Genomic DNA, 1,365 nt, shown 5'->3' with positions numbered 1-1,365 from the left:
GAACCGCGTCTATCAGGGCAGGAACCGGTCGGCAGATTGATGCGGGAGCATCCAACGGGAACAACCGCTTCGTATCACCGACATTCATGCTCCTGCTGGCAAAAAATCGGTCGCTGATCAGTCGAGCCGGAAGCACAACACGGACTTCGAACGACCGTTTCCCCAAGACCTGCCGACATTCAATGAGAGGGTACGCAACGCTCGCAAGTGGCGCAACGTGCTCGTTCTGGCAGATGAGCCGAGCGGCAACTTTCCACCCAATTAAGACGTAGAACGCTCCATCGCGGTACAATTCGAGCCGACGCTCTGGCCGGCTCGATCGCGCCAGATGCGGAACTACAAAAGCGCAGGCGGGAAGGTCCGGCATCGCCCCCAGAGGCGGACCTTCCCATAATTGGCCCGGAAGCCGCGCACTGCCCCATTGATGCCCAAGACGGCTTGTGCAGCTCTGATAACTAGCCATTATGGAGGTGAGTTCACCGGGGAGCGCACGTGGTCCGCCGTCACCCAAGGCTCGGATGCCTATTATTACGAAAACGAGCGCTTCCACATGGCCATCTATCGCGCCAGCGCCAACCCGTTTCTCGAGGAGCAGGCACGCGCTCTTCACCGGCGACTGAAGCCCTACCGTCGCATCCAACTGCGCTCCCTCAACCGGATAGAGCAATCATTTGCCGAACATGATAGGATCGTGAAGGCAATTCTTGCTGGACACAGCCTAGAGGCCGAGCAGGCGCTCTGGAGCATGTAACAATCCAAGCTGATCGGTTTCACGATTTTCCGGCTGGACTAGAACGGAACGGGTAGTGCGATTTTGGAGGGCAAATCTGCCGACCACCTCGATCCGGCGACGGCCGAGGGAACCTTCCGGATCACCGCAAGCGACTTCTTCGCGGAGATGCTGATGCCGCCTCTTGCGGTTGCGTAAGCAGGCACCGCTTGTCAGGGCGCAACTCGTCAATCTCGTTCCCTTCCGATAGACCTGATGTGCGAGATCGGACACGTCCTCTTCTCGCCCGAGGGGAACTTCTCTGCCATGGGGGATACCCGCGTTGGCGAAGGCCGGTCGTCGTCGGCAGGTAGTGATGACCCTACCGGTCTTTTCGGGCGTCTGCCGGGCAGTCGCGGAAAGCGATCTGATCGCGCTGGTGGCGCCACAGAGACCTATCAGCTCGATCCTGTGATGTCCGCTTCCGGGAAGCGTCAGAGACCATCTCAATGGCCGACATTGGGCGGATTGTGTTGAAAAACTCCGGCTTGAAGCAGTTCTGAAGCAATGATTCAGTTTCCTTGGGAAAAGGAGATTGAGTCGATGATGGGCGAACGGGCGGTGATACAGGAAGCGCTGTTCTACGAGTTCAGCAT

The 1,365-nt window shown here is 58.3% G+C and carries 1 pseudogene; it reads left to right on the top strand.

Annotated elements, in window-relative coordinates:
• Positions 1-514: 514 nt before the first annotated feature.
• Positions 515-807, top strand: a pseudogene (locus tag E5W70_RS32365) (FCD domain-containing protein); the annotation flags it as partial.
• Positions 808-1,365 lie beyond the last annotated feature (558 nt).

It is taken from the genome of Mesorhizobium sp. (genome assembly GCF_005063415.1).
Classification (GTDB): Bacteria; Pseudomonadota; Alphaproteobacteria; order Rhizobiales; family Rhizobiaceae; genus Mesorhizobium.
Note: the sequence above shows the minus strand (reverse complement) of the source record. Positions and strands in the feature narration are given on the sequence as shown.